The sequence below is a fragment of the Aedoeadaptatus urinae genome (genome assembly GCF_900155585.1).
Classification (GTDB): Bacteria; Bacillota; Clostridia; order Tissierellales; family Peptoniphilaceae; genus Aedoeadaptatus; species Aedoeadaptatus urinae.
This window is the reverse complement of the sequence record NZ_LT707417.1, coordinates 437,734-460,644: the sequence shown is the minus strand read 5'-3', so window position 1 is coordinate 460,644 and position 22,911 is coordinate 437,734. Positions and strand designations below refer to the sequence as shown.

Annotated in this window: 23 protein-coding genes; 4 read left to right on the top strand and 19 right to left on the bottom strand. The window is 54.1% G+C overall.

The window, feature by feature from the left end:
- Nucleotides 1-356 precede the first annotated feature (356 nt).
- Together BQ7397_RS04615 and BQ7397_RS04610 are read left to right on the top strand one after the other, a co-directional pair.
- Nucleotides 357-1,412 (top strand): NAD(P)-dependent alcohol dehydrogenase, encoded by a 1,056-nt coding sequence (locus BQ7397_RS04615; protein WP_077074935.1) that lies wholly within the window; start codon nt 357-359, stop codon nt 1,410-1,412.
- On the top strand, nt 1,412-2,335 hold the full coding sequence (locus BQ7397_RS04610) for a GTP-binding protein (RefSeq protein WP_077074934.1): 924 nt from the start codon (nt 1,412-1,414) through the stop codon (nt 2,333-2,335). Before BQ7397_RS04615 ends, BQ7397_RS04610 begins: the two co-directional genes overlap by 1 nt.
- An 82-nt stretch (nt 2,336-2,417) precedes the next feature.
- Here the strand turns inward: BQ7397_RS04610 and lysS are convergent, their stop codons facing one another.
- From lysS to BQ7397_RS04580, 6 genes are all read right to left on the bottom strand, one after another.
- On the bottom strand, nt 2,418-3,917 hold the full coding sequence (lysS, locus tag BQ7397_RS04605) for a lysine--tRNA ligase (RefSeq protein ID WP_077074933.1): 1,500 nt from the start codon (nt 3,915-3,917) through the stop codon (nt 2,418-2,420).
- Nucleotides 3,918-3,929: 12 nt separating this feature from the next.
- The gene (gene greA / locus BQ7397_RS04600; protein WP_077074932.1) at nt 3,930-4,409 is read right to left on the bottom strand and encodes a transcription elongation factor GreA; all 480 of its coding nucleotides are present in this window, start codon (nt 4,407-4,409) and stop codon (nt 3,930-3,932) included.
- 105 nt (nt 4,410-4,514) lie between these two features.
- On the bottom strand, nt 4,515-5,459 hold the full coding sequence (gene dusB / locus BQ7397_RS04595; RefSeq protein WP_077074931.1) for a tRNA dihydrouridine synthase DusB: 945 nt from the start codon (nt 5,457-5,459) through the stop codon (nt 4,515-4,517).
- A complete protein-coding gene (locus BQ7397_RS04590; RefSeq protein WP_077074930.1) occupies nt 5,459-6,232 on the bottom strand; it encodes a type III pantothenate kinase in 774 nt (257 codons plus the stop codon). Before BQ7397_RS04590 ends, dusB begins: the two co-directional genes overlap by 1 nt.
- A 17-nt stretch (nt 6,233-6,249) precedes the next feature.
- Nucleotides 6,250-7,011 (bottom strand): ECF transporter S component, encoded by a 762-nt coding sequence (locus BQ7397_RS04585; RefSeq protein ID WP_077074929.1) that lies wholly within the window; start codon nt 7,009-7,011, stop codon nt 6,250-6,252.
- A 52-nt stretch (nt 7,012-7,063) separates the two neighbouring features.
- The gene (locus BQ7397_RS04580; RefSeq protein WP_077074928.1) at nt 7,064-7,981 is read right to left on the bottom strand and encodes a P1 family peptidase; all 918 of its coding nucleotides are present in this window, start codon (nt 7,979-7,981) and stop codon (nt 7,064-7,066) included.
- Between the two features lie 168 nt (nt 7,982-8,149).
- On the opposite strand from BQ7397_RS04580, the gene BQ7397_RS04575 reads away from it, so the two are divergent.
- Nucleotides 8,150-10,573, top strand: a complete 2,424-nt coding sequence (locus tag BQ7397_RS04575; protein ID WP_077074927.1) for a transglycosylase domain-containing protein — start codon at nt 8,150-8,152, stop codon at nt 10,571-10,573.
- Nucleotides 10,574-10,633: 60 nt separating this feature from the next.
- On the opposite strand, the gene BQ7397_RS04570 is transcribed toward BQ7397_RS04575, so the two are convergent.
- The 12 genes from BQ7397_RS04570 to thiS form a co-directional block, all read right to left on the bottom strand.
- Entirely contained in the window at nt 10,634-11,368 is a 735-nt protein-coding gene (locus tag BQ7397_RS04570; protein ID WP_200801199.1) for a cyclase family protein, read from the bottom strand.
- 56 nt (nt 11,369-11,424) lie between these two features.
- Nucleotides 11,425-12,726 (bottom strand): phosphomethylpyrimidine synthase ThiC, encoded by a 1,302-nt coding sequence (gene thiC / locus BQ7397_RS04565; protein ID WP_077074925.1) that lies wholly within the window; start codon nt 12,724-12,726, stop codon nt 11,425-11,427.
- The gene (gene thiD / locus BQ7397_RS04560) at nt 12,726-13,505 is read right to left on the bottom strand and encodes a bifunctional hydroxymethylpyrimidine kinase/phosphomethylpyrimidine kinase (protein ID WP_077074924.1); all 780 of its coding nucleotides are present in this window, start codon (nt 13,503-13,505) and stop codon (nt 12,726-12,728) included. The genes thiC and thiD overlap by 1 nt, the downstream gene beginning before the upstream one ends.
- Complete coding sequence (locus tag BQ7397_RS04555; RefSeq protein WP_077074923.1) at nt 13,502-14,188, bottom strand: thiamine phosphate synthase; 687 nt, start codon at nt 14,186-14,188, stop codon at nt 13,502-13,504. Before BQ7397_RS04555 ends, thiD begins: the two co-directional genes overlap by 4 nt.
- Nucleotides 14,189-15,004, bottom strand: a complete 816-nt coding sequence (gene thiM / locus BQ7397_RS04550; protein ID WP_077074922.1) for a hydroxyethylthiazole kinase — start codon at nt 15,002-15,004, stop codon at nt 14,189-14,191. It lies immediately after the preceding gene.
- 292 nt (nt 15,005-15,296) lie between these two features.
- Nucleotides 15,297-15,776, bottom strand: a complete 480-nt coding sequence (locus BQ7397_RS04545) for a pyridoxamine 5'-phosphate oxidase family protein (protein ID WP_077074921.1) — start codon at nt 15,774-15,776, stop codon at nt 15,297-15,299.
- Complete coding sequence (locus tag BQ7397_RS04540) at nt 15,754-16,518, bottom strand: EFR1 family ferrodoxin (protein WP_077074920.1); 765 nt, start codon at nt 16,516-16,518, stop codon at nt 15,754-15,756. Before BQ7397_RS04540 ends, BQ7397_RS04545 begins: the two co-directional genes overlap by 23 nt.
- A gap of 30 nt (nt 16,519-16,548) precedes the next feature.
- Nucleotides 16,549-17,163: a thiamine phosphate synthase gene (thiE, locus tag BQ7397_RS04535; protein WP_077074919.1), complete on the bottom strand. Its 615-nt coding sequence runs from the start codon at nt 17,161-17,163 to the stop codon at nt 16,549-16,551.
- Complete coding sequence (gene thiH, locus BQ7397_RS04530) at nt 17,160-18,317, bottom strand: 2-iminoacetate synthase ThiH (RefSeq protein ID WP_077074918.1); 1,158 nt, start codon at nt 18,315-18,317, stop codon at nt 17,160-17,162. The genes thiE and thiH overlap by 4 nt, the downstream gene beginning before the upstream one ends.
- Nucleotides 18,318-18,327: 10 nt before the next feature.
- Nucleotides 18,328-19,098 carry a thiazole synthase gene (locus tag BQ7397_RS04525; RefSeq protein ID WP_417875229.1) on the bottom strand — a complete coding sequence of 257 codons (771 nt, stop codon included), beginning with the start codon at nt 19,096-19,098 and terminating at the stop codon, nt 18,328-18,330.
- Complete coding sequence (locus BQ7397_RS04520) at nt 19,089-19,688, bottom strand: ThiF family adenylyltransferase (RefSeq protein ID WP_159435157.1); 600 nt, start codon at nt 19,686-19,688, stop codon at nt 19,089-19,091. Before BQ7397_RS04520 ends, BQ7397_RS04525 begins: the two co-directional genes overlap by 10 nt.
- Nucleotides 19,678-19,872: a sulfur carrier protein ThiS gene (gene thiS / locus BQ7397_RS04515; protein ID WP_077074915.1), complete on the bottom strand. Its 195-nt coding sequence runs from the start codon at nt 19,870-19,872 to the stop codon at nt 19,678-19,680. Before thiS ends, BQ7397_RS04520 begins: the two co-directional genes overlap by 11 nt.
- Nucleotides 19,873-20,488: 616 nt before the next feature.
- Between thiS and BQ7397_RS04505 the strand changes: the two genes are divergently transcribed.
- Complete coding sequence (locus BQ7397_RS04505) at nt 20,489-21,871, top strand: alanine/glycine:cation symporter family protein (RefSeq protein ID WP_077074913.1); 1,383 nt, start codon at nt 20,489-20,491, stop codon at nt 21,869-21,871.
- 116 nt (nt 21,872-21,987) lie between these two features.
- Here BQ7397_RS04505 and BQ7397_RS04500 read toward each other — a convergent pair whose 3' ends face one another.
- Complete coding sequence (locus tag BQ7397_RS04500) at nt 21,988-22,845, bottom strand: LysR family transcriptional regulator (protein ID WP_083703410.1); 858 nt, start codon at nt 22,843-22,845, stop codon at nt 21,988-21,990.
- Nucleotides 22,846-22,911: the final 66 nt, after the last annotated feature.

Genomic DNA, 22,911 nt, shown 5'->3' with positions numbered 1-22,911 from the left:
TTTTCCGATTTTTATAGAATTTTTCGATACCAGATAATTCCTACTTATTAAAATAAATTTCCTTGCCCCATCGTTAAAATCGGATTGTTGTCCTTCGCAGCCGACAAAAAAAGAGGACCGGCCGCTGTGGCTGATCCTCTTTTTGTTATATGTGCCTTGTTCGTAAAAGGTCTTTATTCTTCTTCGTCTTCGTCGATTATTTTTTAGACTTTTTGTTTTCTCCGCCCGTTCCTCTCCCCTCTTTTAATTATGAAAAAATTTCGATTTTAAGTGTTTTCTATATTGTATTTACCATCGTCGCGAAAAGGAATATAATTATTTTACATCGACCACTCATTTATGAAAGGAGGCATCCTATGAAAGGTTATGCCATGTTAGAAATCGGAAAAACCGGTTGGATTGAAAAAGAACGTCCGGTTTGCGGACCGAGAGATGCCATCATCAAACCCCTGGCTGTTTCTCCCTGTTCATCGGATGTGCACACCGTTTGGGAAGGCGCCATCGGCCAAAGACATAATATGATTTTAGGTCACGAAGGCTGCGGCATCGTGGATGAAGTCGGAGAATTCGTAGAAGATTTTAAACCCGGCGATCGCGTCATGGTCGCGGCGATTACACCGGACTGGAGCTCTTTGGAAGCACAAGCCGGTTTCCCCATGCACTCCGGCGGCATGTTGGCGGGATGGAAGTTTTCGAATTTCAAAGACGGTGTATTTGGCGAATATTTCCACGTCAATGACGCCGATGCTAATCTCGCCCATCTTCCCGACTCCATCAGCCCGGAAGAAGCTTGTATGTTGTCCGACATGGTGCCCACGGGTTTCCACGGCGTCGAGTTGGCGGACATTAAGTTCGGCGACACGGTTTTATGTATCGGCATCGGACCGGTCGGCTTAATGGCCGTGGCCGGTTCAAATTTGCGCGGCGCTTCGCAAATTATCGCCGTCGGTACTCGCCCGAATTGTGTTGAAGCGGCGAAGTTCTACGGCGCTACGGATATTATCTCTTACAAGGACGGTGACATTGCGGAACAGGCCCTTGCCCTCACCGACGGCAAAGGCGTCGACCGTGTCGTCATCGCAGGCGGCGGCGTCGAAACCTTTGAGCCGGCCGTCAAGGCTCTGAAACCCGGCGGGAAGATCGGAAACGTCAACTACCTCGGCGCCGGAGAATACATTTCCATCCCCCGAGTCGAATGGGGCGTCGGCATGGGCCATAAGCAAATTATCGGCGGCCTGATGCCCGGCGGCAGATTAAGAATGGAAAAATTGGCCAAACTGGTCGAACTGGGTAAGTTGGATGTCACTCATCTGATCACCCATCGATTCAACGGCATGGACAAGATCGAAGACGCATTGTATCTCATGAAGGATAAACCGAAAGATTTAATTAAGCCGGTTGTGGTTTTGTAATGAAGATTCTTTTGGTCAGCGGATTTTTAGGAGCGGGCAAAACAAGCTTTATAAAATACCTCAGCGAAAGAACAAAGAAAAAGTTTGTTATTATTGAAAATGAGTTTGCCGATGAAGATGTCGATTCGAATATTTTAAAAAGTGAAGACAAAAACGCATCAGAGATGGACATAATGTCCATCTCTGATGGCTGTATATGCTGTTCTATGAATCTGTCTTTCGCCCATTCGGTGATGACGGTGGCTAACACTCTGGACCCGGACTATCTCATCGTCGAGCCCAGCGGCGTGGCGCGGCCGAAAAAAATTATCGACGATCTTTCAAAAATTCTTTACGATCGAATCGGTCTTCTGGTTCCAATTCTTATCGTCGACGGAAAGAATTACCGAAGGGCCTTCGACGAATTTTCCGATCTTTACGGCAAGGATCTTCTGGCCATCTCCCGCGTGTTTGTTTCGAAGTCGGAAAATTACACTTTGGAAGATTTTAACAAGGTTAAAAATGATTTAGAAATCGAATCGGAGCACTTTCTCACTACTCACTACAGCGAGTTGAGCGACGAGGCTATCGAGCACATTTTAAATGACCGCCTGGTCATTCGCCCCGACGACGAAATCGAAATTGCCGTGGAAGAAGGTGCTCCGCCGTCGAAGACGGAAACCTTGCGGTCTTTATCCGTGACGGACGGAAGGGACATTCATCCCGGCGAAATGGCTCTGTTTTTGGAACAGGTCATTCGCCACGCTTACGGCGATATTCTCAGGAGCAAGGGTATTTTCAAATACGGCGAAAATCAGTTTCGATTTGAATTGGTCGAAGGCGACTACGTCATCGGCGGCTTTGAAAAATCCGATGGGAAGATGATTTTTATAGGCGCGGAGATAAACGAAGCTGCCCTTCGGGCTTTTTTGGAGAAAAATTAAATCACAAATCAAAAAAGAGGACCGGCCGCTGTGGCTGATCCTCTTTCTCTTCTATGTGGCCTTGCTCCGGCAAGGTCTATTTTTATTCTTCGTCCCAGGATTCGCTTTCGTCTTCGCCTAGGGGTTTCATGGTTGGGAAGAAGAGCACGTCGCGAATGCTGGATTGGTCGGTTAGGAGCATGATCATGCGGTCTACGCCGATGCCCAAGCCGCCGGTGGGGGGCAGCCCTACTTCGATGGCGTTGATGAAGTCGTAGTCCATGGGGTGGGCTTCGTCGTCGCCTTTTTCCTGATCCGCCACTTGCTCTTCGAAACGAGCCCGTTGGTCGATGGGGTCGTTTAACTCGCTAAAGGCGTTGGCAAATTCCCAGGTATTGATGAAGGCTTCGAAGCGGCGGGTGATGCGGGGATCCTCGGGATCTCGCTTGGCCAAGGGACTCACTTCTACCGGGTGGCCGGTGACGAAGGTGGGCTGTACTAATTTTTCTTCGCAATATTCTTCAAAGAGCTCGCTGATGACGTGGCCGCGAGTCCAGAAGGGTTGAACGTCCAGGCCCTTTTCCTTGGCGATGGCCAGGGCTTCTTCGTCGGTTTTTACGGTGGAAAAGTCTACGCCGGCATATTCCTTTACGGCATCCTCCATGGCCACGCGGTTCCACGGCGGCGTCAGGTCGATTTCCGTGCCTTGGTAGTTGATGACGGCGGAGCCCAGCACTTTTTCAGCCGCGTAGGCAAACATGTGCTCGGTTATGCGCATCATTTCGTCCATGTCCACATAAGCTTGGTACAGCTCGATATTGGTAAATTCCGGATTGTGACGGGTGTCCATGCCTTCGTTTCTGAACATTTTGCCCATTTCGTAGACCTTGTCGAAGCCGCCGACGATGAGGCGCTTCAGGAAAAGCTCGTTGGCGATGCGCATTTGAAGATCGATGTCCAGGGCGTTGTGATGGGTGAGGAAGGGGCGGGCGTTGGCGCCGCCTGCCACATTGCCCAGGATGGGCGTTTCCACTTCCAAGAAGCCCTTGTCGTCTAAAAATTCTCGAATGGCTTTGATAATGGCGGAGCGTTTAAAGAACACTTCCTTCACTTCGGGGTTGACGATAAGGTCTACGTAGCGTTGGCGATATCTCAGGTCCATGTCCTTTAAGCCGTGGAATTTTTCCGGCAGGACTTGAATGCTCTTGGAGAGAAGGGCCACTTCACGGGCTTCCACGGAAATGGCGCCGGCTTCGGTCTTAATGACCACGCCCTTGACGCCGAAGAAGTCGCCGACATCGGCGGCCTTCACAACCTCGTAGGCGTCCTCCAAAATATTTTTCTTGGCGAAAATTTGGATTTGGCCGTAGGTGTCCTGTACGTCTAAAAAGGCGATCTTGCCGTGGCGACGCTTGCTGACGATGCGGCCGGCCACGGAAACGGTCTTGCCTTCCATGGCGTCGAAATTGTCCACGATGGCCTTGGTGTAGGTGTCCACATCGTATTTTTCGACGAGATAGGGGCTATTGCCCTCGTCGATTAAATTTTGAACCTTCTTCAGCTTTTGGTCTCTTACTTCGCTGCTCTTTTGTGCCTTCGCCATGGTCTACCTCCCTTATGCTATGGAAATCTTTAATACCTTGAGTCTGACTTTGCCTTGGGGCACGTCGATTTCGGCGACGTCGCCGATGCCCATGCCCATGAGTCCGGCACCGATGGGGCTTTCGTTGGAAATTTTTCCTTCCAGGGGATCAGCTTCGGCGCTACCGACGATGCGATAGATGTCCTCTTCATCCGTGTCCTCGTCTACGACGGTGACGCTGGAGCCCACATTGACGATGCGGTCGCTTAGATCATTTTCCTTGACCACCTTCGCGTTTCGCGCCATGTATTCCAGCTTGGCGATGCGCTCTTCCACTTGACCCTGTTCGTTTTTTGCCTCGTCGTACTCGGAGTTTTCCGACAGGTCGCCGTAGCCTAAGGCGACCTTAATGCGCTCGGCCACTTCTTTTCTGCGGACGGTTTTTAAGTAATCGATTTCGTTTTCGATTTTCTCTAAGCCTTCTTCTGTTATTAGTACTTCATTATCTACCATGGTATCACTCCCTAATTGTCAGTCATCGTTTATGAAGAAAGGACCCGACGCCGGGTCCATGTAATCAAGTCGCTCTATTATAATAAAAATTTGTCCGTCTGTCAATTATCGGCTTTCCTTCGCCAGGTGGTCGAGATATCGAATGATGTCTTCCTCTCGTTTCAGGGTGAGGATTTCGTTTCGGTGCTTCTTCGCCTGCTCGAAGCCCTTTAGGTAGCCGATAAAGTGCTTGCGCATTTCGATGACGCCTAAGTGCTCGCCCTTTTCGGCGACGCTTAAGGCCAAATGCTTTTTCGCCGTGGCGATGATTTCGTCCTTCGACGGCAGCTGTACCCTTTCGCCGCCAAGGACCTGCCTGATTTCTCTGAAGATAAAGGGATGGCCCACGGCGCCTCGGCCCACGGCCACGCCTGCCAGGGTGTCGGCTCTGTGCTTCAAAATATCCTCCGCCTTGAGGATGTCGCCGTTTCCGATCACAGGGACCGACACGGCACCTGCCACGCGCAAAATAAAATCCCAGTCCGCCGTCCCGCTGTAGTAGGCTTCCCGGGTTCTGCCGTGGACGGTGATTTCACTTGCGCCGGCAGCTTCGGCGATTTTTGCGATTTCCATTCCCTCCTCCGCGCCCTCGTCAAAGCCCTTGCGGATTTTGACGGTGACGGGAATGGGCGAGGCCTGGACGCAGGCCTCGATAATGGCCCGGGCTTTTTCCGGCGTCTTTAAGAGGGCGCTTCCCGCCCCGGTCTTTACGATCTTCGGCGCCGGGCAGCCCATGTTAATGTCCAGGGCGCGATAGGCCGCAAGCTCCTCGCCTAAGTCCTCCACGACCCGCCGAAAGATGTCGGCATCGTCGCCGAAAAGCTGCAGACTCACCGGTCCCTCATCGGGAGCCACGGCCATGAGCCGCCGGGTTTTTTTATCCTTATAATACAGAGCCTTGGTGCTCACCATTTCCGTGGTGGCATAGTCCATGCCGTATGCCGTGCAAATGCGGCGAAAGCTTTGATCCGTATAGCCCGCCATGGGGGCCAGGGCAATGGTAAAGGCCATTAGTTGTTCATCTCGTACAGGATCCGGAGCCCGTCCATGGTCAGATCCCGATCGATCATAATATCGTACGCGCTGTCGGAAACCAGCAAATTGGAAAAGCCACCCGTGGCGATGATATTCAACTCCCGGGCATCCATACCCAGCTCGTCGCAAATGTGTTGGACGATGCCGTCGATCATGGACGAGAAGCCGTAGTACAAGCCGTTTTGCATGCTGGTCACCGTGCTCTTGCCGATGACCCTCTCGGGCTTAATGATTTCGATCTTCGGCAGCTTCGACGTGCGGGAGACCAAGGCGTCGGCGGAAATGGAAATGCCCGGCAGGATCAAACCGCCCAGGTAATTTTTCTTGGCGTCCACGACGCAAAAGGTAATGGCCGTGCCCAGGTCGATGATGACGCAGGGCCCGCCGTATTTTTCCACGGCGGCCACGGCGTTGACGATGCGGTCCGCCCCCACCTCCTTGGGATTGTCGTAGCGAATGTTGATTCCCGTCTTCATGCCCGCGCCGACGACGAGGGGGTATTGATGAAAGTATTTGACGATCATGTTCTGCATGGTGTGCATAATATTGGGCACCACGGAGGAAAGGATCACCGCTTCAAAATTCACCGGCTTCAGCTGAACATTGCTCAGCATTTCCGTGACCAGCATGCCGAATTCGTCGCTGGTCTTCTCCTTGTCCGAGGAAATGCGCCAGTCGTGGATCAATTCCTTTCCCTTAAAGGCTCCGAAGACGATATTTGTATTGCCTACATCGATTGCTAATAACATAATGCACCTGCCCGATTCTATTTATTCTTGCTCGCCGTCCAAGCCGTGACGACACCGGTCGCGACGATGCCGGCGAGGATCCCCTCGGGCACGCCCGATGTAATAATCGTACCGAATATAACCGTGCTCACCAAGGCCTGCGGCGCCCCCATGGCGCGGACGAAGTCTTCGGCGAAGAAAACATAAATGCCGCTCATAACCATGGCGGAGTGTAAAATCGTGGAGAAAAAGGCGGAAAGGGCCACGGCACTTCCCTGTACCTGTCTGCGGCGAATCCAAATGAGAAGGACCACGGAGCCGATTAAAAAGACGCCGTTTAACAAGGCGGATGCGCCATAGGTTTTCGCGGCCAAATTTTTGTACAGCCCGTAGGCCAAAAAGATCACCACGCCGATCCATGCCACGAGACCCAATGCCCCCAGCTTCTTGCCGTCCACGGATTTAAAAAATCGGAAGATGTAGGCGGAGATCACGCCTAAAAGTATTCGCGGCAATATGGAAATGAGGGGATTGTAAAAGACGAATGAGATGGGCGTGGGACGGGTGACGGCATTAAAGAGCGAGCTCAAGCCGAAGATCAGTCCCACAAAGCCTCCGACCACCGGCCCTTCGATAAAGGCGGCGATGAGGACGGGGATGTGCATGGTGGTAGCGTTTAAGGGGCCGATGGGCACAAAGCCCAGGGGCGTCAGGGCCAAAACGGCGGTGATGGCGCCCAAAATGCCCACGATGACGATTTGCCGTGTGGTGAGCAAGGGCTTTTTATTTTCTTTTTTCATAAAACCTCCGATCCGGCTCGCGAGGATGCCGGTCTGTTTTTACAATAGGAAACTATAAACTGTAGATGCTGTTGGCCACGGCTCGGGCCACGACCTTGGGAAAATAATATTCGGCGAGCTGCATGGAGCAGTCCACCTCATTGGTCGCCAGGGAAAAAATCGTGTCCCCGTCCAAGCCCGTGTGCACCGGCGTAATGCTTTTTGCATAGCCGTTGTGAGCCGTGGAGGCCAGCTTGCAAAGCTCGGTCTTTGTGAAGCGGCCGTTGGTTGCCACGACGCCTAAGGTCGTGTTTTGATGCTTGCCCTTTTCAAAATCCACGGCGCCCTTTAGCAGAGCTTCTTCCACGGAAAGCGTGCGGCCCTTCACTTCCGGTGCCGCCAACACGTCGCCTGTTTCCGCATCACAAATGTGGCCGAAGGCATTGACGGCCACCATGGCGGAAAAAACCACGTCGCCGACGGCGATGGATGCGCTTCCGATGCCGGATTTCTTCGCGTAGGAAAATCCCATGGTCTTCGCCACCGTCGCACCGCATCCGGCTCCCAAGGAGCCCTGACGCCTATCGGAAGGGCTTGCGGCTTCATAGGCGGCGCGTCCCATGGCCTTGTCCGGCCAGGCGTCCTTCGCTTTATAAGCTAAATCAAACAACACGGCGGCGGGAACGATGGGCACCACGCCGACGCCCACATCGAAGCCCACGCCGTCGTCTCTTAAGCCTTCCATGACGCCCGTGGCGCTGTCGAGGCCGAAGGCGGATCCGCCGCTTAATACCAGGGCGTGTACCTGATCCACGGCATAGGTGGGCTGAAGCAGGATGCACTCGCGGGTGCCGGGCGCGCCGCCTCTGACGTCCACGCCGGCGGTGCTTCCCTCGGGGGGCAAGATCACCGTCACGCCGGTTCCCTTTAACCCGTCCTCACGATGACCGACGGCCATGCCTCTAACATCATTTAAATGTCCCGAATACATAGTCCCTCCTTTTTTAATGAAACGATTATACCACAACTTGCCCCCTTCCCCTGATCGACTTTTATTCGGGCGAAAATCAAGCTTTTTGTTAAGATGGTGAAATTCACGGAATTCCTGTCCCTTAGGGGATTGCATTTGATATAATAGACAAATATGAAGGAGGTTTCTATGGGTAACAGATCCGGCAGGAACCGGCGCGAGGGAAGTTCCCTGCGCTGGAGCTCCGCCTTTAAAATCCTATTCTTATTAATCGTCATCGCCGGCATTACCTTGGCGGGCATCGCCGTGGCCTATGCCGTGACGGCCATCAGCCAATCCCCCGCCATCGATCCGAAAAACATTCGCTCGGCTATTTCGGAAACGTCGGTGGTAAAGGACAAAAACGGCGACGCCGTCGAGCAATTGGTACAAAATGAATTCAGCGAGTGGGTGCCCATTAAGCGCATGCCCGATTACTTGCTCGATGCCGCCGTGGCCATTGAAGACCAACGGTTCTACGAGCACCACGGCGTGGATTTCCGCCGCCTGGTCTCCGCCACTTTGCGCAATCTGCAAAGCATGGACTTCAGCCAAGGGGGCTCCACCATTACCATGCAGGTGGCAAAGAACCTGTATACCTCGCCGGTAAAGAGCTACGCGAGAAAGTTCCAGGACATCTACTACGCCTTCCAATTGGAAAGCAATTTAAGCAAGAAACAAATTTTGGAAGCTTATTTAAACTCCGCCGCCTTCTCTAAAGGGACCAAGGGCGTGGAGGCCGCGTCCAAAACATTTTTTGACAAGGACGTAAAGGATCTCACCTTGGCGGAAGCCGCCATGATCGTGGGCATTACCAATCGCCCGTCGGAATACACGCCCTTTAACGCCGTTCCCATCGAAGCAAACGACGATTTGGACAATCTCGAGTTCAGTCTCATCCCCGCCGATTCCATCGGCGCGAAGGTCACCGATGAGGACAAGGAATTGGGCGACGCTTTAGCGGAAAAGGATTTAATCGATCCCTTCGAGCACAGCCAAATCGAATTGGGGAATCTCGTCGTGAGAAAGGCCGTGGCCAATCCCGCCAGCAAGAAGCGCCAAGAGCTCATTCTTCACAAGATGAACGAGCTGGGCATGATCGACGAATCCACGATGAAAGACGCCATTAACGAAGAAATTCATCTGGACCTGGGTTCCCACACCACCAAGGGCATTTCGTCCTATTACGTGGATGCGGTGAAGGACGAGGTTCTGGACATCTTAAAGGAAAAAGGCTACAAGACGGACGAAGCCCAAAACATTCTCTACAACGGCGGCCTCGTCATCGAAACGCCTCTCGACCTGAACATTCAAAAGATTTTGGAAGAAAAGGTGTCTCAAAACAGCTTCTTCCCCGGTCGTCACACCGACGAAAAAGGCATTATTCAGCCGCAGGTGGGCATTACCATTATGGATCACCACACCGGCGAGGTGGTGGCCATCGTCGGCGGCCGCGGCATCGGCGGCAACAACATTTTGAACCGGGCGAAAAATCCCCGTCAACCGGGCTCGTCCATTAAGCCCATCGGCCCCTATCTCGCTCTCTTAAACAAGGGCGGCACGGCCGGCGACGTCTATCGCGACCTTCCCCAACCGGGGGGCTGGCCGAAAAACTCCACGGGCTACCAAGGCTGGGCCACGGTGCGCAATCTGATTCGCAACTCCTCCAACGTCGGCGCCTATCTCGTCGGCAAGAGCCTGGCTCCCGGCGAGGATGAGGCGGCACAAATGATGATCGACAATCTGGAAAAGATGAAGATCTCGAGTCTCGTCCTTCCCGGCGATCAGGAAAAATATCCCAACATCGATACGGCGAAATACAACGACGTGAACCTGGCCGCCCTCACCCTAGGGGGCATGACCCGAGGCATCAGTCCTCTGGAAATGGCGGGGGCATTCAGCACCTTCCCCAACCAAGGCAAGTTCATCGAGCCAACCTTTATCGACAAGATTACGGACAAGAGCGGCAAGGTGATTTACGAAAATCCCAAGGAAGAGGTGGAAATCACTTCCCCGCAAAACGCCTATATTATGACCTCCATGTTGGAATCCGTGGTCAAGAGCGGTACCGGTACCTACGCTAATTTCAGCGGCATGCACATCGCGGGCAAGACCGGGACCACCAACCGCAAGCGGGACAGCTGGTTTGTCGGCTTCACGCCCTACTACACCGGCGCCGTTTGGATCGGCAACGACGACAACACGCCTCTGTGGGACTACTCCCGTATGGCGGCCAATCTGTGGCGCTCCATTATGCGCGACGTCCACAAGGATCTGGATAACAAGGATTTCGAGGAACCGGAAGACGGTCTGTACAAGAAGTACATCCCCGTTTCGGGCTATTCGGAAATCTTTGCCGAAGGCACATCGCCAAAGGGCCTGAAAAATCTCTATCGCAACATTCCTCCGAAGCCAAAGAAAACCGAAGAGGATGAAGATAAGGATAAGGACAAAAACGGCAATCAAAACGGTAATTCCGGCAACTCCAAAGCCTCACAAGGCGGCAAAGGCCAAGGCGGCAGCAAAAGCCAAGGCGGCAGCAGAGGCAAACAAGGCGGAAACGGCGGAAACTAAAGCAAGCAAAAAGAGCAAGGCCATGCATGGGTCTTGCTCTTTTTATATGCTCGTCGTGATTTATTTTTCGTAAAAACCGAAGCAGCGGGCGGAAAATCCGGGGCCGTCCACCACATTGGGATAGCCCACGGAAATGACGCCGCCGGTGGCGGGCATTTTGTCCAAATTCCGCATGAGCTCGATTTGATAGATGTCCTGTGCCAGGACGTAGGTTTCCACGGGAAGGGCGCCGGCTTCGTTGGAAATAATCGAGGCGTCGGTGTCCGAGGTTTCATGGCCGATGGCCTTGACCTTCCGCTCTTTAATCAAAAACTCGCAGGCGGGAATGGACCAGCCCGGGTAATGGCTCACGCCTTCATCGTCGATATTGTCGAAGTTTTCCGTGCGCTTGGACCAATCGGTTCTCAGGGCCACGAAGCAGCCTTCGGGAATGGTGCCGTGGATTTTTTCGTGGGCGAGAATGTCTTTTTCCGTCACCACGTAATCGGCATCGGCTTTCACCTTGTCCACCACGTCGATAACCACCAAGGGCAGGATCGTGTCCTTCGGATCCAGCTTATCCAGCATGCGGCCCCCTTCGGTGAAGTGGCCCGGTGCGTCGATGTGGGTGCCGTATTGGCTCACGATGTGGTAGCGTCTGGCGGTGAAATTGTGTTCTTTAAAGTTATAGATCTCTTCCGATTCCAACGGGGAAAAGCCTGCCCAGTGAGGCGTCTTTGGGCTCACCGGGTGGGACAGTTCCACCATTTCCACGCGAGATTTAAAATCTTTCAGTTCTTCCCATAATTTACTCATAATAAAATCACCTCTTCCTCTCTATTGTAACATAGAAAATGAAGAGGTGATTTGTTTTACAGGATGTCCACTTCTTCGCCGGCCAGGGCTTTGTTCATGCTCCGTACGGCGCAGAATTTACCGCACATGGAGCAAGTCTCTTCCACTTCCGGGGAGCGGTCGTCGCGAACGGCCTTGGCATGTTCGGGATCCATGGCTTCTTTAAACATGGCGTCCCAATCCAGTTCGCGACGGGCCTTGCCCATGCGATCGTCGGCGTCTCTGGCGCCGGGAATTCCCTTGGCGATGTCGGCGGCGTGGGCGGCGATTTTCGATGCCATAATCCCTTCCTTTACGTCGTCGGCGTTGGGCAGAGCCAGGTGTTCCGCCGGAGTGACGTAGCAGAGGAAGGCGGCGCCGCTCATGGCTGCCACGGCTCCGCCGATGGCGGCGGTAATGTGGTCGTAGCCCGGGGCGATGTCGGTGACCAGGGGCCCGAGGACGTAGAAGGGCGCGCCCTTGCACAGGCTTTGTTGAATTTCCATATTGGCCTTCACTTGATTCAAGGGCACGTGACCGGGGCCTTCCACCATGACCTGAACGTCCTTATCCCAAGCCCGTTGGGTCAGCTCACCCAAACGAACCAGCTCTTCGATTTGAAGTAGGTCGCCGGCATCGGCCAGGCAACCGGGGCGAGCGCCGTCGCCGAGGGAGATGGTGATGTCGTATTCGCGGCAGATGTCCAAAATTTCGTCGTAGTATTCGTAGAAGGGGTTTTCATTGCCGGTCATGCTCATCCAGGCGAAGACCAGGGAGCCGCCGCGGCTGACGATATTGGTAGTGCGGCCGAAGCGCTTCAGCTGCTCCACGGTGCGGCGGGTGAGACCGCAGTGCAGGGTGACGAAGTCCACGCCGTCTTCCCCGTGGGCGCGAATGACTTCCAGAAAATCTTGTGCCGTCAATTGGCCCAGATCCTTTTGGTGATAGATAACGGAGTCGTAAATGGGCACGGTGCCGATCATGGCCGGGCATTCCGAGGTGAGCTTCCGTCTGAAAATTTTCGTGTCGCCGTGGGTGGACAAATCCATGATGGCGTCGCCGCCAAGTCGTACGGCGTGATTCACCTTTTCCAACTCTTCGTCTAAATTTTCCACGTCCTTGGACACGCCAAGATTCACATTGATCTTGGTCTTTAACATGGAGCCGATGCCCGTGGGATCCAGGCTCTTGTGATTAATGTTGGCGGGAATAGCCACCTTGCCTTCCGCCACCCATTGCCGGATCTCCTCCTCCGAGCGGTGTTCCTTTTCGGCGACGATCTTCATTTCCTTCGTAATAATTCCTTGACGTGCGGCGTCCATTTGTGTTGCGTATGCCATTATTTATTTCTCCTAACCATATGATTGATCGGCCCCCGTCCCCTTCCCAGGTCGAGACCGTCTTTAATTGCGTCGTATACGTAATTTTTTGCTTCCTCCACGGCACTCGCTTCCTCAAGTCCCAGTGCCAAATATGAGGCGATGGCGGAAGACAGGGTGCAGCCCGTGCCGTGGGTGTTGGGATTGTCCAACATGGGCTTTTCGTAGTGATGGAGCTTTCCGTCGTAAAAGACGTCCACCGCACGTCCCGTGCCGTGGCCCCCTTTCACCAGAGCCGACGGGCCGTAAGCATCATACAGGGCCTTGGCTGCCTCTTCCTGATCCGCCACCGATGTAATCCTCTTGCCCGTCAATAGCTCCGCTTCGGGAATGTTGGGCGTGAGCAATGTGGCTACCGGAAAGAGGAGGGACTTCAGGCTGTCCACGGCCTCTTCCTTCAAAAGAGGCGATCCCGAGGTGGACACCATAACGGGATCCAGCACCACGGGCCCCTCGTAGCCTTTAAGCTCTTCGGCGATGGTCTTTATAATCTCCGGTGCCGACACCATGCCGATCTTCACGGCATTGGGAGGAATGTCCGACAGGATGGAGCGGATCTCTTCTCTTACGACTTCAGCGTCCAAATCGAATATGGCCTGCACGCCGGTGGTGTTTTGTGCCGTAATGGATGTAATGGCCGAGGTGGCGAAGACCCCCAGGGCCGTGGCGGTTTTTATATCCGCCTGAATCCCCGCGCCGCCGGAGGAGTCGCTTCCGGCGACGGTCATCATGGTCTTCATTTGGCCGCCTCCCATTTCTCTACTAATTCTTTCGCCGCCGCCTTGGGATCTTCCGCCGAGGCGATGGCGGAGACGACGAAAAAGCCGTCCACGCCGGTTTCGGCCAATGCCTCCATGTCCTCGGCCTTCACGCCGCCGCCGATAGTAATGGGCAGGGGCGAAATGGCCACCAGCCTTTTGATTTCGTCCAGGGTGCGATAGATAATATTGCCTTCCTCGTCTAAGCCGCAGTCCTTCTTCGTCTCCGTTTCGTGAAGGGGCCCGGCGCCGAAGTAATCCACGTCCTTAAAATTTCCCTCCTGCACGTAGCGGGTCAAATCTCCCGTGGGCGCGGAGAGGCCGATGACCGCGTCGGGTCCTAAGTATTTTCGGCAGACGGCGACGGGGATGTCCGTTTGGCCCACGTGGATGCCGTCCACCTTTGCCCCCGCTTCCCTGGCCGCCAGAGCCACGTCCAGGCGGTCGTTAATGAGAAGGGTGACGTCATTTTCTTTTTTCATGGAGGCGATGAGCTCGCTCGTCTCCAGGGCCAGGTCGATCATTTCCCTCGCCGAGGCGGTCTTCGAGCGCAGCTGAATGCAGGTAAAGCCCGCTTCGATGGCGTCCTTGACGATGGGCACCACCGGTCGGCTCCACGTGTTTTCCGGGCCGACGACGAAGTATTTTTCAATGCTGAATTTCATTTAAAGCTCCTTCATGGGACAGGCGGCCAAATCGTCTCCCGTGATATTGGACAGGGCGTCTAAAAAGGCCACCTTAAAGCTCGCCGTGCCCTCGGCTTTTTTCTCGGCAATAGCTCCCGCCACATTGTAGGCGTTGGTGGCAGCCACCGCCGCCGTAAAGGGATCGGCAACCGAATGATAGACAGCACAGACGCCGCCTAAGGAGCAGCCGCTTCCCGTAATGCGGGCGAAGTATTCGCTGCCGCCGTAGGACAGGACCGTGCGCTGGCCGTCGGTAATCAAATCCTCTTTTCCGGATACGCAGACGGCGCCTTTAATAAATCGGGCCATTGCTTCTGCCGCATCCCTCGCCGATTCCACGCTCTCCGTGGAATCCACGCCGCGGACCTTGCCCTCGTCGGTGTCGATCAAGCCCCACAGCTTCGCGAGAGTAATCACCTCCGACGCGTTGGCGCGGACGATGGCTGGGGGATAATTTTTCATATCCGTCAAGAGCGTCGTCCTCAACTCGCCCATGCCCGCCGCCACGGGATCCAGCACGTAGGCGCTTTTTTCGTGGGCTACCTGCGCCGCAACGGGAATGGTTTCGGCGTGAACGGGAATCAAGGTGCCCACGTTGATGTAAATGCATTTTGCGATTTCCGCCATGGTGCGTCCTTCGTCGGGCATATAGACCATGGCAGCCGAGCCGCCTACGGCGATTTGCGCGTTGGCGACGAAGTCGATGGTGACGAAATTGGTGATGGAAGGCGCCATGGGGCAAAGCCTGCGGACGTCCTCCTGAGCGCGCTTCAAGGCGCTTTTTAAATCCTTCATTTCATTTCCTTTCCGGATTAAAAAAAGGTATCCTCCCGTGAGAAGATACCTCTTTAAGACCGCCTCTTATGAGGCGTCGTGCATTCCTACGCGAGTGTTAGCTCACAGGTTCAAAGGGTCAGGTTTTACCTTCTCAACTACAAAGTTCCCCTTGCGTTATTCATTTAAAAAGACCTTACCACTAGGCAAGGTCTTTGTCAAATAAAAGCCATGACGAATAAGCCGTCCCATTCTCCTTAAAGGTCGACAGGCAGCTTATTCGGCGTGATTTTCATATTTTCTTTGTCAATTCTTACGGACGAGGAGTAAGCCTTCCCGCTTTTCCCGAAAGGTGATGAACGACGAGCTGAAACACATCCGCGCCGTCGCAATGCTTCACCGTTTTCTCGTTCACTTCACGGCTCACGTGGGGCGCCAGGGCGTCGGTCATTTGCCGAAAGGCACGAAGCCGCGCCTCCCCTTCCAATCGCTTGACGGAGCCGAAGGCGATGACCGATTTGTAGGCCGTGGTGTACTCTTCTTCCACGACGTCCGATGCGTCCACCACAGTAAAGGAGGCCTTGTCATTGGCCTCGATGGCTTCCCATTTGTGGCCGCTTTTCGCACTGTGAAAGACGATGGCGCCGTCAACATAGGCGTAGTTCACGGGCACGCCGTAGGGATAGCCTTCTCTGCCGTAAAGGGACAGGACGCCCCAATTATTTCTCAAGAGCAGGGCCTCGGTTTCATCCGGGCTCAAGCTTTGCTTTTCACGCTTCACGGGGCGAAACATCATCCACCACCTTTTCCAATGTGTAGCGGAATTTTCCCGCCGTCTTCTTTCCGTATTCGATGGCCTCCACGGGGCAGTAATTGATGCAGGCCATGCAGTGGGTGCAGCGGTCGTACCACACCGGCCGCCCCTCTTCCATCTTCACATTGCCCAGGGCGCAGCGCTTTTCGCATTGGCCACAGGAGATGCAGTTGTCCTTGGCGTAAAATGGCCGGGCCTTGACGAAGAGGGCGTAGTAGCCGCCGTTAACGGAGGTGAGCAAGCGGCCCAAGAGTCCCGCCTTCTTTTCCCCCGCACCGTTTGATGCGATGGCGGCGGCAATTCTCGAGATCGCCTTATCGGCCTTGGCCACGACGCGCCGCGCCTCATCCCTGCCGGGCACGTCGAACATGGCGATGTAGTTTTCCGGCATAATCACGTGGAAGGTGCCGCCGTAGGCCATGCCTTTGTCCTTCGCCAGCCTCTCTTCGTAGGCAGCCGCGCCGCCGATGCCGGAGCCGCAGGTCATGACCAGATAGAGCTTCTCTGCCCGAACCTCCAGCTGCTCCCAGTAGCTTTCAACTACCCGGGGCACTCGCCAGCAGTAGGTGGGCGTCACCAGAACCACGGTATCGTCCTCGATGGCATCCATGACCCCGTTTTTTATACGCTCGCCGAGATCCACGGCCTCTGTCTGCAATTTTTCCGCCAGCCTCCGCGCCACATAGGCGCTGTTGCCCGTGCCGCTGTAAAAATAAATCATAAACCCCTCCTATAGGAGCAGTATAGCATATTACAGGCGGTTCAAGATGGCGCGAAGCTTTTTTACCGCCGCCTCGGGATCTTCGGCGTATTGAATGGCGGAGACCACGCAGATGCCGTCGAGGTCCTCGCCCGCCAGCTCGGGGAGGGTCCTTTCATTGATGCCGCCGATGGCATAGACCGGCAGGGCCACGCTTTTTTTCACGGCGCGGAAGGTTTCTAAAGAGGTGTGGCGGGTAATGACCTTGGTTTGCGTGGGAAAGAGGGCGCCGGTACCGAAGTAGCTCGCCCCTTCCGCCTCCGCCTCGTAGGCCCGCTCCACGGTCTTTACCGATGCGCCGATGATGGCATCGTCGCCTAAAATGGCACGGGCATCCTTCACCGCCATGTCCTCCTCTCCCAGGTGGACGCCGACGCCAAGCTCCTTGGCCACGTCAATGCGGTCGTCGATAATCAAAGGCGTGGCGTACTTGTCCGCTTCTTTTTTTATCTTAAGCGCCCGCTCGTAGACCTCATCGTCGGAGAGCTCCTTTTCCCGCAGCTGAATCATGTCCACGCCGCCCTTTAATGCGGCGAAGACGTCTGCAAAAAAGGATTCTTCGCCGTCATACTTCGTGGAGTCCGTAATAAAATAAAGCTTCTTCATAGGCGAATGTAGTCGTTTCTCAGGACGTAGAGGCCTTCTTTTTTCAGATCCTTTTCGATTTCATCCAAGGTGCGGGTGTCGGCGATGACGAATTGTTCTTCCCCTTCGTCTTCTTCCGGCTCCTCGCCCCGGCGGCCGATGCCCGTGTCCACGGAGGCGGAAATTTTCGTCGCCCCGTAGAGCATGGCCTGGTCTCTGAATTCCTTCCGCTCCCGAGTGGAAATGGTGATGGAGGCAAAGGGCAGGAAGATGCGCATGGCCGTAATAAATTGCATGAGCTTCCGCTCGCCGATGCGATTGGTGTTGTCCACATCTTCCGCGCCGTGGGTAGGACGAATCCGCGGGAAGGAAATGGCGATTTCCACATGGGGGTATTTCCGTTGAACCAAATAGGCGTGAAGGCCCAATCGGAAGGCGTCGGCTACGGGATCGGCCAGGCCGAAGAGCACGCCGAAACCCACGCCACGCATGCCGCCCATGGCCGCCCGTTCCTGGGTGCCCATGCGGTAGATCATGCTGCGCTTGTTGCCCCGGGGATGGTAATAATCGTAGGTCTCGGGATCGTAGCTTTCCTGAAAGACGGTGACGAAATCGGCGCCGGCCTTTTGCAACCGTTCGTAGTCCGCCACATTGGCGGGATAGATTTCGAGGCTCACGACGCGGAAATACTTTCTCGCCAGCTTCACCGCTTCTTCGATGTATTCGACGGGAGAATAATGGGTGCTTTCCCCGGTTAAAATCAGCACGTCTTCGATGCCTTCCTTGGCCAAAGCCCGCATTTCCACTTCAATTTCATCGGCATTCAGCGCCGCCCGCTTAATGTCGCTCTTGGCGTTAAAGCCGCAGTAGCGACAGCCGTTTTCGCAGTAATTGGCGATATAGAGGGGCGAGAAGGAATAGACATTGTCGCCGAAATATTGGCGGCGCAGGCCACGGGCCTTTTCCATCATCAGCTCCAGGTAAGGCTCCGCCGCGGGAGAAAGGAGGGTGTAATAATCATCCGGCGTCAGCCGATCCTTGCGCAAGACCTCCGCCACGTCGGCGCCGGTGACGGTGCGTTCCTTTTCGCGTTCGTAGGTCGATGCAATTTCCTTGGGAATGGCTTCGGAGATTTGATCCATGCCCGGGGCGTAATCGAAAACCGTTTTAATCATGGCGCTCACCTCAATCGAAGAAGTCTCTCAAGGGAGAGGAGGGATCGGCGCCCTTGTCCAAAATGCGGCCCGGCTTAGCCAAATGACCCATGCGGCCCGCTTCGATGGCCAGCTTGAAGGCCCTTGCCATCATGGGAATGTCTCCCGCCGTGGCGATGCCCGTGTTGGCCATAATGGCGGCGGCGCCCATTTCCATAGCTTCGGCGGCTTGCGAGGGGCGGCCGATGCCCGCATCGACGATAATGGGCAAATCGATTTCGTCGATTAAAATTTGAATGAAGGCCTTCGTTGCCAATCCCTTATTGCTGCCGATAGGCGAGGCCAAAGGCATAATGGCGGCGGCACCGGCACTTGCCATGTCCCGGGCGTAGTTCAGGTCGGGATACATATAGGGCATGACGACAAAGCCTTCGTCGGCCAAAATTTTCGTGGCCTCCAGGGTCTGTTCGTTGTCCGGCAGTAAGTATTTCGAGTCCCGCATAATTTCGATCTTGACGAAATTGCCGCAGCCCATTTCCTTTGCCAGGCGGGCGATACGAACGGCCTCGTCGGCATTGCGGGCGCCGCTGGTGTTGGGGATCAGAGTGATGTTTTTCGGAATGAATTCCAAAATATTCGTCACATCCGCCGTGTTGGCCCGGCGAAGGGCCACGGTAATCATTTCGGCGCCGGCGTGGGTAATGGCGGCGTCGATTAATTCCGGCGCGTACTTGCCGGATCCTAAAATAAAGCGGGATTCAAAGGTCTTGTCCCCTAATGTCCACGTATCTTTCACTTCAATCCTCCTAAAATCAGTTCTAAAACAACCTGACACTCCATGGCGGCGATGGTCATGACCTTGGGCAGGTAGCAATCCTTGCGGTCCTCGCCGTGAAAGTCACCCACCATGTGGATGTGGCCGAAATCTTTGCGCCCCAGGGCGCCCACAGGCCCCGCCACACCCGTCGTACATACATAGGGCGTGTCATGGTCCTGAAAGAAATCAAAGGCCTCTATTTTCGATGCTACGCCGTCGTATGCCTCCACCACGATGTCGGCCTCCGCCGCAATGGCGTCGAGCAGAGAGGCGTCCACGAATGCATCGCGGGCCTCCACTTCGGCGTAGGGGAGCCAATCGGTGATTCGCTCCGCCGTGACCTTCGCCTTCTTTCTTCCTATATCCGAAACGCCGTAGTTTTGGCGGTTTAAATTAGACGCCTCCACCACGTCGAAATCATACAAAATTAATTTTCCCACGCCCAGTCGTGCCAAGATCCACGCCACCTGGGATCCCAAACCGCCGCAGCCTAATACGGCGACGGTCACATCCCCTGCGGCTTCATTTATTTCCGGCAGCTGGCGGGCCAGGGCATCTGATCGTTTAACCTCCACCGGTAAAAGAAAACACCTCCAACACATCCTCGTCGTGAACCATGGTCTTCGCCATGTCCGCCCGCTTCACCAAAGCGCCGTTTATTTCAAGCGCCACGCGGTCAGCGTCGTAACCTGCGGAAATCAAGACGTCCACTAAAGGTTCCGGGCCGTTTAATTTCACGACCTTGCCGTTAATCTTCACAGTCACCTCCCGATAAAAAAAGGCACGAAGAAATCACACCCGCGGTGGTGTGCCCCTTCGTGCCTCGCACTCTGGTAAAAGTATAACACACCCCTCCTTGCGTGACAAGGCAGTGAAGTGCAAAAATTAAACTCCCTCTCAACAATTTTTCGGCAGAGCCCCTTTATAAAAGCGGCGACGGACTGATGTACGACACTTTCTTTCGCTGAAAAAATTTTTCCTGTCCATTCTTCGAGGCGAGCTTTCTCGGCAAAAAGCTGCCGTTTCTTTAAAAAAGGAAAAACGAAAAGGCAAACACTCGAATTTTTCGGCGAAATAACCGAAAGCTCATTCATTATGTTGACATGATCGGCATATCATCCCCCTTATAATCCCCTTTCGCCCGCGTTTTTTTGAAACCGTTTCTCGAATTAAACCCATCGGTCCGGAGTCCTCTTTAAGAAAAATTTTAATACGAAACAATCCGCTGTCCACGATATTTTTATAACCGTTGCGCTTTGACAAAAAAATATTTTTTGGAAAAGCGGGCTTTTTGCAAAAAGAGCCTTTAATTTTTTAAAAATCCGTGTATAATGTATTTATAAGCAGTTATTTATACTTATTTCGGAGGTGACTTATGAGTTTTGCAGATGTATTAGGCAAGATTGATGCGTTTTTATGGGGCGTTCCCCTTATGGTTTTGCTCGTCGGCGCAGGCATTATCTTATCTGTACGTACCGGCTTTGTCCAAGCAAGACATTTCGGGTATATCCTGAAAAATACCATGGGTAAAATGTTTGAAAAGCACGACCTTGAAGAAGGAGCCATTACTCCTTTCCAAGCACTGTCCACGGCATTGGCCGCGACAGTCGGTACCGGTAATATCGTCGGCGTGTCGGTCGCTATTTTAGGCGGCGGTCCCGGCGCCGTATTCTGGATGTGGGTTGCCGCATTCTTCGGTATGTGTACGAAGTTCTCGGAAGTTAACTTGTCCGTGGCCTATCGTATTAAAACCCCGGACGGCTACGCCGGCGGCCCCATGTACTACTTAGACCGCGGTTTGAAAAAACCCTGGCTCGGCAAATGCTTCGCTTTCTTGGCAGGCGTCGCCTGCTTCGGTATCGGTTGCTCCGTTCAATCCAACGCCATCGCCGGTACGCTGAAATCGTCCTTTAACGTTCCCCCCATGATCACCGCAGTGGTCATTACCGTTCTCGCCGCCATCGTTATCGTCGGCGGGATCCAATCCATTTCGAAGGTAACCGAAAAGCTCGTTCCCTTTATGGCAGCTTTCTACATTGTCGGCGGTTTAATCATCATTATTTCCAACGCCCACATGATTCCCTTCGCTATCCGTGCTATCTTCGTCGGCGCATTTAATCCGTCGGCAGTCGGCGGCGGCGTCATCGGTTACACCATTATGCTGGCTATGCGCAACGGCGTCAGCCGCGGCGTCTTCACGAACGAAGCCGGCTTAGGTTCTTCGCCTATCGCCCACGCTACGGCATCCACCGACCACCCCACCCGTCAAGGGATGTGGGGCGTTACGGAAGTCTTCCTGGATACCTTCGTCGTCTGCTCCATTACCGCTTTGGTTATTATTACATCCGGCGTTTTGGATGAAGGCATTACCGATGCATCGGCTCTCGTCGCTACGGCATTCGATATGCACTTGGCTATCGGTCGCTACATCGTATCCTTAGGCTTATTGCTCTTCGCATTCTCCACCATCCTCGGTTGGGAATACTACGGTGAAACCTCTGCCCGCTACCTCTTGGGCGCAGGCATCGGCAAACCTTACAAGCTCGTTTATATCATCATGATCTTCGTCGGTTGCGTTATGAACCTAGACCTGGCATGGACCGTTGCCAATATCTTAAACGCATTAATGGCAATCCCGAACTTGATCGGCCTCATCGGACTTTCCGGCGTCGTCGTCGCATTGGAAAAAGACTTCTTCCGCGACGACCGCAAACGGACGGGTCCTGAAGAATACGAACACTTATTGAACTTAAAATAATTCATACTGCTAAAGAAACCCTCGGCGCGGCCGGGGGTTTTCTTTTTGCCCTTTTAAGGAAGGACATAAAAAATCGAGAAAGCCCCGCTCTCTCGATTCGTTTTGATCTCGTCGATTTACAGCACCTCTCCTTCCTTCAGGCGCCGGTAGAGCTCCATGCCGCCGGTGCCCTTTAAGGCGACGAGGGAAAATTCGTGGCGGTCCGTAATGCTTTCCACATCGAAGGTCGCCAGGCGGGGATTATTTTTCGCCAGGCTTTCGTAGCCGAAGGAGATGCCCACCCCCGCCGCCACGAAATTGGAGATCAGGGTCAGGCTCGACGAGGTAATGAGCCGCTTAAAGTCCCGCACCTCGTAGCCCTTGTAGCGCAGCTTGTCTTCTAAAATTTCCCGGGAGCCGCTTCCCCTCTCCCGCACCACCAGGCAGCCCTCCGCCGCTTCTTCCACACAAAGGCTGCGGCCGGCATAGGGATGATGGGCGTTGCAGATCCCCGTGAAGGTTTCTTCCTTTAAGACGGCGAAGTCGAATTCGTTTTTCGCAAACTGCCCCTCCACCATGAGAAAATCCAAGCGGGCGTTGCGTAGCAGGTCCAAGAGAGCCTCGGTGTTGTCCACGGTGAAGACGAAGTCGTTGGCCCGGCCCCGAAGAAAGTCCACCAGGCTTGTTGTATAGGCATATTCCCCCAGTGTTTTCGTGAGGCCGATGCGCACAGTGCGGGCCTTTTCTTTCTGCAGGGCGTCCCGCGTGTCTCGATAGCTCTTCTGCTGGCTGCGGGCGTAGTGCTCCAGGAGTCGGGCGTCGTCGGTGGGGATCATTTTCTTGCCGTCGTAGCGAAAAAACACGCCGCCGAATTCCTCTTCCAATGAGCGAATGTGTTTGGTCACCGCCGGTTGGGTGATGTGCAAATTTTCCGCCGCCTTCGTATAATTTTCCGTTTGCAGTACTTCCAAAAAGGTAGTCAATCGAATGTCCACGGCTCCTCCATATCGTTTCGTTATTGCTCTATAATGAATTATAATTTTATTTTATCTTAGATTTAT

What these genes read in the sequence shown, in the direction of transcription:
- thiE (WP_077074919.1), bottom strand. Translation starts at nt 17,163, where the DNA reads ATGAAGAAGCTTTATTTTATTACGGACTCCACGAAGTATGACGGCGAA.
- BQ7397_RS04540 (WP_077074920.1), bottom strand. Translation starts at nt 16,518, where the DNA reads ATGATTTATTTTTACAGCGGCACGGGCAACAGCGCCTATGTGGCGCGG.
- BQ7397_RS04590 (WP_077074930.1), bottom strand. Translation starts at nt 6,232, where the DNA reads ATGTTATTAGCAATCGATGTAGGCAATACAAATATCGTCTTCGGAGCC.
- lysS (WP_077074933.1), bottom strand. Translation starts at nt 3,917, where the DNA reads ATGGCGAAGGCACAAAAGAGCAGCGAAGTAAGAGACCAAAAGCTGAAG.
- thiM (WP_077074922.1), bottom strand. Translation starts at nt 15,004, where the DNA reads ATGAAGGATTTAAAAAGCGCCTTGAAGCGCGCTCAGGAGGACGTCCGC.
- BQ7397_RS04575 (WP_077074927.1), top strand. Translation starts at nt 8,150, where the DNA reads ATGGGTAACAGATCCGGCAGGAACCGGCGCGAGGGAAGTTCCCTGCGC.
- thiC (WP_077074925.1), bottom strand. Translation starts at nt 12,726, where the DNA reads ATGGCATACGCAACACAAATGGACGCCGCACGTCAAGGAATTATTACG.
- thiH (WP_077074918.1), bottom strand. Translation starts at nt 18,317, where the DNA reads ATGATTAAAACGGTTTTCGATTACGCCCCGGGCATGGATCAAATCTCC.
- BQ7397_RS04555 (WP_077074923.1), bottom strand. Translation starts at nt 14,188, where the DNA reads ATGAAATTCAGCATTGAAAAATACTTCGTCGTCGGCCCGGAAAACACG.
- greA (WP_077074932.1), bottom strand. Translation starts at nt 4,409, where the DNA reads ATGGTAGATAATGAAGTACTAATAACAGAAGAAGGCTTAGAGAAAATC.
- BQ7397_RS04545 (WP_077074921.1), bottom strand. Translation starts at nt 15,776, where the DNA reads ATGTTTCGCCCCGTGAAGCGTGAAAAGCAAAGCTTGAGCCCGGATGAA.
- BQ7397_RS04615 (WP_077074935.1), top strand. Translation starts at nt 357, where the DNA reads ATGAAAGGTTATGCCATGTTAGAAATCGGAAAAACCGGTTGGATTGAA.
- BQ7397_RS04610 (WP_077074934.1), top strand. Translation starts at nt 1,412, where the DNA reads ATGAAGATTCTTTTGGTCAGCGGATTTTTAGGAGCGGGCAAAACAAGC.
- BQ7397_RS04585 (WP_077074929.1), bottom strand. Translation starts at nt 7,011, where the DNA reads ATGAAAAAAGAAAATAAAAAGCCCTTGCTCACCACACGGCAAATCGTC.
- thiD (WP_077074924.1), bottom strand. Translation starts at nt 13,505, where the DNA reads ATGAAGACCATGATGACCGTCGCCGGAAGCGACTCCTCCGGCGGCGCG.
- BQ7397_RS04580 (WP_077074928.1), bottom strand. Translation starts at nt 7,981, where the DNA reads ATGTATTCGGGACATTTAAATGATGTTAGAGGCATGGCCGTCGGTCAT.
- dusB (WP_077074931.1), bottom strand. Translation starts at nt 5,459, where the DNA reads ATGGCCTTTACCATTGCCCTGGCCCCCATGGCGGGCTATACGGATCAA.
- BQ7397_RS04505 (WP_077074913.1), top strand. Translation starts at nt 20,489, where the DNA reads ATGAGTTTTGCAGATGTATTAGGCAAGATTGATGCGTTTTTATGGGGC.
- BQ7397_RS04570 (WP_200801199.1), bottom strand. Translation starts at nt 11,368, where the DNA reads ATGAGTAAATTATGGGAAGAACTGAAAGATTTTAAATCTCGCGTGGAA.